At 73.6% G+C, this 6,201-nt stretch carries 6 protein-coding genes; all 6 read left to right on the top strand.

All coding sequences use genetic code 11. The annotated features are described in order from the left end of the window. Positions 1 to 255 precede the first annotated feature (255 nt). From V6U89_RS16470 to V6U89_RS16445, 6 genes are read left to right on the top strand one after another with little or no spacing between them, the layout of a single operon-like run. Complete coding sequence (locus V6U89_RS16470) at positions 256 to 1,521, top strand: beta-ketoacyl-[acyl-carrier-protein] synthase family protein (RefSeq protein ID WP_334572042.1); 1,266 nt, start codon at positions 256 to 258, stop codon at positions 1,519 to 1,521. Further along, on the top strand, positions 1,518 to 2,738 hold the full coding sequence (locus tag V6U89_RS16465; protein WP_334572041.1) for a ketosynthase chain-length factor: 1,221 nt from the start codon (positions 1,518 to 1,520) through the stop codon (positions 2,736 to 2,738). Before V6U89_RS16470 ends, V6U89_RS16465 begins: the two co-directional genes overlap by 4 nt. A gap of 41 nt (positions 2,739 to 2,779) precedes the next feature. Continuing rightward, entirely contained in the window at positions 2,780 to 3,037 is a 258-nt protein-coding gene (locus tag V6U89_RS16460; protein WP_210778013.1) for an acyl carrier protein, read from the top strand. Positions 3,038 to 3,057: 20 nt separating this feature from the next. After that, on the top strand, positions 3,058 to 4,029 hold the full coding sequence (locus V6U89_RS16455; RefSeq protein WP_334572040.1) for an aromatase/cyclase: 972 nt from the start codon (positions 3,058 to 3,060) through the stop codon (positions 4,027 to 4,029). Next, positions 4,026 to 4,970 carry an MBL fold metallo-hydrolase gene (locus tag V6U89_RS16450; protein WP_334572039.1) on the top strand — a complete coding sequence of 315 codons (945 nt, stop codon included), beginning with the start codon at positions 4,026 to 4,028 and terminating at the stop codon, positions 4,968 to 4,970. Before V6U89_RS16455 ends, V6U89_RS16450 begins: the two co-directional genes overlap by 4 nt. Before the next feature lie 47 nt (positions 4,971 to 5,017). Then, a complete protein-coding gene (locus tag V6U89_RS16445; RefSeq protein WP_334572038.1) occupies positions 5,018 to 6,184 on the top strand; it encodes a hypothetical protein in 1,167 nt (388 codons plus the stop codon). The last annotated feature ends 17 nt before the right edge of the window (positions 6,185 to 6,201 follow it).

Below are 6,201 nucleotides of genomic sequence, written 5' to 3'. Positions count from 1 at the left end.
CGAGAGCTCTACCGACGCCTCGAAACCCCACCCCAACCACTTGACGCGGCATAGGAGCGTCCGACCGGTCGGGGCGCCGGGCCGTCGCCGCCCGGCGCCCCGACCCCCATCGATCTTCAAGCCGGCCTCAAGTACGCCCCCGCACGCTGTCCCTCGTCATCGCGGCTGAACACGGACGCGGTAGTAGTCGACCGGCAGTGAGGGACGTACTGCGATGTTGAGTTCGAGGGCCTGCACGTGCCCGGACGGTGTCCGGTGACGCGGCGCGTCGTCATCACCGGGATAGGCGTACGCGCCCCCGGTGGCAACGGCACCAAGGAATTCTGGGACCTGTTGACCGCGGGCCGAACGGCGACCCGGCGGATCTCCTTCTTCGACCCGTCGCCGTACCGGTCCCAGGTCGCCGGGGAGGCCGACTTCGACCCGGCCCGGGAGGGGCTGACGCCCCGTGAGGTCCGCCGGATGGACCGGGCGTCGCAGTTCGCCGTGGTCTGCGCCCGGGAGGCGATCGCCGACAGCGGCCTGGACTTCGGCGCGCTGGACCCGCACCGGGTCGGCGTGAGTCTGGGCAGCGCGGTCGCCGCGGCCACCAGCCTGGAGCGGGAGTACCTGGTGCTCTCCGACAGCGGACGGCGGTGGGAGGTCGACGCCGACTACGTCTCGCCGCACATGTTCGACTACCTGATTCCCAGCGTCATGCCGGCGGAGGTGGCCTGGACGGTGGCGGCCGAGGGGCCGGTGGCGATGGTCTCCAACGGCTGCACCTCCGGCCTGGACTCGGTGGGCCACGCCGTCCAACTGATCCGTGAGGGCAGCGCGGACGTGATGCTGGCCGGCGCCTCGGACGCGCCGGTCACGCCGATCGTGGCGGCCTGCTTCGACGCCATCAAGGCCACCACCTCCCGCAACGACGACCCGGAGCACGCGTCGCGGCCCTTCGACGGCTCTCGCAACGGGTTCGTCCTCGCTGAGGGGTCGGCGATGTTCGTGCTCGAGGAGTACGCGAGCGCCCGCCGCCGCGGCGCGCACGTCTACGCCGAGGTCTCCGGGTACGCCACCCGGTGCAACGCGTACCACATGACGGGGCTCAAGGCCGACGGCCGGGAGATGGCCGAGGCGATCCGGGTGGCGCTGGACGAGTCGCGGCTGGACCCCACCGCGGTCGACTACGTCAACGCGCACGGCTCGGGCACCCGGCAGAACGACCGGCACGAGACGGCTGCCTACAAGCGCAGCCTCGGGCAGCACGCGTACGAGGTGCCGGTCAGCTCGATCAAGTCGATGGTCGGGCATTCGCTCGGTGCCATCGGTTCCGTCGAGATCGCCGCCTCGCTCCTGGCGATCGAGCACGGTGTCGTACCGCCCACGGCCAACCTGCACGAGGCCGACCCGGAGTGCGACCTCGACTACGTGCCGCTGGTCGCCCGGGAACAGGACGTCGACACCGTGCTGACGGTCGGCAGCGGTTTCGGCGGTTTCCAGAGTGCGATAGTGCTGCGACGGCCGGAGGTGCGGGCATGACGGGCACGGTGGTGGTCACCGGCATGAGCGTGGCGACCCCGGTCGGGCTGGGGCTCGAACGGTTCTGGGCCAACGTCCTCGCCGGCCGGAACGGGATCAGCCGGATCACCCGCTTCGACGTCGCCGCGTACCCGGCCGCGCTCGCCGGGCAGATCCTCGACTTCCGGCCGGAGGAGCACCTGCCGAGCCGGCTGCTGCCGCAGACCGACGTCTCCACCCGGCTCGCCCTGGCCACCGCCGACTGGGCGATCGCGGACGCGAAGGTCGACCCGGCCACGCTGACCGACTACGACATGGGCGTCGTGACCTCGAACGCCTCCGGCGGCTTCGAGTTCACCCACCGCGAGTTCCACAAGCTCTGGTCGCAGGGACCGCAGGCGGTCAGCGTCTACGAGTCGTTCGCCTGGTTCTACGCGGTGAACACCGGTCAGATCTCCATCCGGAACAGGATGCGCGGCCCGAGCAGCGCCCTGGTGGCCGAGCAGGCCGGTGGCCTCGACGCGGTGGGGCACGCGCGGCGGACCGTACGCCGCGGCACCTCGCTCGTGGTCACCGGCGGGGTGGACTCGGCGCTCGACCCGTGGGGCTGGACGTCTCAGGTGTCCAGCGGCCGGGTCAGCGCCGCCACCGACCCGGACCGGGCCTACCTGCCCTTCGACGGGCGGGCCGCCGGCTACGTTCCCGGCGAGGGCGGCGCGATCATGGTGCTGGAGGACCTCGCGGCGGCGCGCGAACGCGGCGTGCCGCAGCGGTACGGGGAGATCGCCGGCTACGCCTCCACCTTCGACCCGCCGCCCGGGTCGCCGCGCCCGCCCGCCCTGCGCCGGGCCGCCGAGCTCGCCCTCGCCGACGCGGGGATCGCCCCGGACGCCGTCGACGTGGTGTTCGCCGACGCCGCGGGCGTGCCCGAGTTGGACCGATCGGAGGCCGAGGCGATCAGCGGTCTGTTCGGCCCGCGCGGCGTGCCGGTGACCGCGCCCAAGGCGATGTTCGGCCGGCTCTACGCCGGGGGCGGCCCCACCGACCTGGTCGCCGCCCTGCTCGCCATCCGTGACGGGGTGATCCCGCCGACCACCGGCACCACCCAGGTGCCCGAGCGGTACGCCCTCGACCTGGTCCTGGACCAGCCCCGACCGGCCCCGGTCGCCACCGCCCTCGTGCTCGCCCGGGGCCGGTGGGGGTTCAACTCCGCCGTCGTCGTCCGCGCCGCCGGATGACCGGCCCGCTTCCGCACGCCCCGACCACAAAGGAGCCATCCATGAGCACGATGACCATCGACGACGTGCGCCGCATCCTCGTCGCCTGCGCCGGCGAGACGGACGCGGCGGCCTTCGCCGGCGACATCGACGGCGTCGAATTCGAGGAGCTGGGGTACGACTCGCTGGCGCTGATGGAGACCGCCGCGCGGATCGAGCAGGAGTACGGGGTGCGCATCCCCGACGAGCGGATCGCCGACCTGCGTACCCCCCGCGAGCTGGTCGACCTCGTCAACGGCGCCGCGGCCCGGACGTCATGACCCCGGCCGTCGGAGAGCCGATGAGCCCGTCCCGGCCGCACCGGACCGTGCACACCCACGTCGTGGCCGCGCCCCCGGAGGTGGTCTACGAGCTGGTCGCCGACGTACGCCGGTGGCCCGTGATCTTCGAGCCGACCGTGCACGTACGGCACCTGGAGCGCACCCCGGGTGTCGAACGGTTCGAACTCTGGGCGCAGGTCAACGGCCGGGTGAACACCTGGGCGTCCCGGCGCGACCTCGATCCGGCCGGCCTGCGGGTCACCTTCCGGCAGGAACGCAGCCAGGCACCGTTGACCTCGATGGGCGGCGACTGGACGTTCCGGCCGGTGAGCGGCGGGCGGACCGAGGTCGTGCTGACCCACCGGTTCACCGTCGACGGCGGCGAGGAACAGTTGGCGTGGATGAACCAGGCACTGGACACCAACAGCGCCCGGGAACTGGCTGCGCTGGCCCGCGTCGCCGAGCTCGGGCACCCGGTCGACGACCTGGTCTTCTCCTTCACCGACCGGGTCGTGCTGCCCGGTGTCAGCGCCGCCGACGTCTACGCCTTCGTGCGGCGCAGCGACCTGTGGCCGCAGCGGCTGCCGCACGTCGGCCGGGTGTCGCTGAGCGAACCGCAGCCGGACGTGCAGGACATGGAGATGGACACGGTGACCGCCGAGGGCCGGTCACACACCACCCGCTCGATCCGGCTCTGCCTGCCCGGCCAGATCGTCTACAAGCAGGTCGTCCCGCCGGGAATGCTCCTCGGGCACGCCGGGTCGTGGGAGTTCGCCGACGGTCCGGGCGGCGCGGAGGTCCAGGCCCGACACAGCGTCGCGGTCGACCCGGCGGCGATCGACGCCGTCCTCGGCGCCGGCAGCACCCCGGCGGACGCCCGCCGCCACCTGCGGGACGTGCTCGGCCGCAACAGCCGGGCCACGCTCGAGCACGCCGGCCGGTACGCGCGGGAGCAGCCGGCCCCGCACACCGGGGCGGGTGTGTCCCGGTGAGCGCCCCTTCGGTGGTCCCCGCCGCGGCGGCCGGTGACGCGGACGGCGCGCTGACCGAGGTGGCCGACGGCGTCTTCGCGTACACCCAGCTGCCCGGCGGCTGGTGCGTCAGCAACGCCGGCGTCGTCGTCGGGTCCGACGGTGTCCTGGTGATCGACACCCTCGCCACCGAGCGACGCGCCCGGCGCCTCCGGGCGGCCGTCGACGGGATCGGTGGGGGACCCGGACGCGTGGTGGTCAACACCCACCACCACGGCGACCACAACTTCGGCAACCACGTCTTCGGCCCGGGCGCCACCGTCGTCGCGCACGAACTGGCCCGGACGGAGATGGCCGACACCGGGCTCGCCCTGACCGGCCTCTGGCCGGACGTCGACTGGGGCGACGTGCGGGTCACCCTGCCCGCGGTGACGTTCGCCGACCGGCTCACCGTGCACGTCGGTGACCGGCGCGCCGAGCTGGTCCACGTCGGGCCGGCGCACACCACCAACGACGTGGTGGTGTGGCTGCCCGACGAGCGCGTCCTGTTCGCCGGGGACGTGGTCCTCTCCGGGGCCGCCCCGTTCAACCTGATGGGCTCGGTCTCCGGGGCGCTCACCGCACTCGAACGGCTCCGGAAGCTGGAGCCGCGCACCGTGGTCTGCGGACACGGGCCCGTGACGGGGCCGCAGGCCATCGAGGACAACATCGCCTACCTGCGCTGGGTCCGGGACCTGGCCGCGACGGCGCACGCGGAGGGCCTCACCCCGTTGGCGGCCGCGCGGGCGGCGGACCTCGCGCCGTTCGCCCACCTGCTCGACGGAGAGCGCATCGTGGGCAACCTGCACCGCGCGTACGCCGAGATCGCCGGTGGCCCGCCGGGCCGGCCGCTGGACGTCGTCGCGATCTTCGGCGAGATGGTCGCCTACAACGACGGCCGGTTGCCGACCTGCCGGGCCTGACCCGGCGCCCACGCCACCCCGCACCCCTCACGTTAGGAACGGTCGCTGTGTCCATGACAACCGCGCCGCGCGCCCGCCGGGTGTTCGCGGCAGCCGCAGCCGTCGCCGGTCTGCTCACCCTCGCCGCCCAACTGCCGGACGGCGGATCGTCCCCCGCCCCCGCGGTGGCGCCCGCCCGCGCCGGCCACCACCACGCCCTCGGGGAGCAGGCCCGGACGACGGTCGCGCCGCCGCCCCTGGACCCCCGGACCGTGCCGGTCGCGTTCGTCGCCGGCCCGCAGCGGTCCGGCGCGAAGGGCGACGCTCCGGTGGACGTCTGTCTGGTCATCGGGCGACCGGAGAAGGAGCGGACGGTGAAGCTGCGGCCCGCCGCGGCCGAGCGGCTCTACCGCGCCACCCGCTCGTACCCCGGCCCGTGCGCCGACTACGGCCCGTCGAAGCGGCTCGGCGACGGGACGGTGCGGATCTACTCCCAGCTCGCCGGTGCCCGGCCGGTGAGCCTCGGCTTCGTCCTCGACCGTCGGGCGCTCGGCGGCCTGCCGACCGAGCCGACCGACGGCGCGCACTGCTACGACGTCGACGGCGACGGTACGACCGACCCGGCCACCGAGTGCGTCCACGAGCACGAGTACCTGCTCGACCTGCCGCAGCGCTTCCGGGACGTGGTCGGTGGCCCGTTCCAGTGGGCCATGCTGAACTGGGACCCGCGCGGGCACGCCCCGGCCGAGATCTACGGCACCCCCCACTTCGACCTGCATTTCTACCAACAGGACCGGGCGGAGACGGCGGCCATCGGCACCGGGCCGTGCGGTGGCGGGAACCTCGTCGACTGCGCGGACTACGCCGAGGCGCGGGTGCCCGTGCCGGCCCGCTACCTGCCCGCCGACTACCTCGACATCGACGCCGTGGTGCCGGGCATGGGCAACCACCTCGGTGACCCGACGGCCCCCGAGTTCAACGGCCAGCCGTTCACCCACACCTTCATGTACGGCGCCTACGGCGGTGACATCACCTTCTACGAGCCGATGATCACCAGGGCCTGGCTGGCGGACCTCGCCGCCGGGCGGGTGGAGCCGTCCTGCCGTCCGCTCAAGCTCCCCGCGGCCTGGAAGGAGGCCGGCTGGTACCCGACCAGCTACTGCATGTCGTACCGGGCCAACCGGCAGGAGATCACCGTCTCGCTGACCGACTTCGTGTCGCGGCCCGCCTCCTGACCCCTCCACCCCTGCGG

It is taken from the genome of Micromonospora sp. CPCC 206171, from assembly GCF_036906755.1.
GTDB classification, from domain to species: domain Bacteria; phylum Actinomycetota; class Actinomycetes; order Mycobacteriales; family Micromonosporaceae; genus Micromonospora; species Micromonospora purpureochromogenes.
Note: the sequence above shows the minus strand (reverse complement) of the source record. Positions and strands in the feature narration are given on the sequence as shown.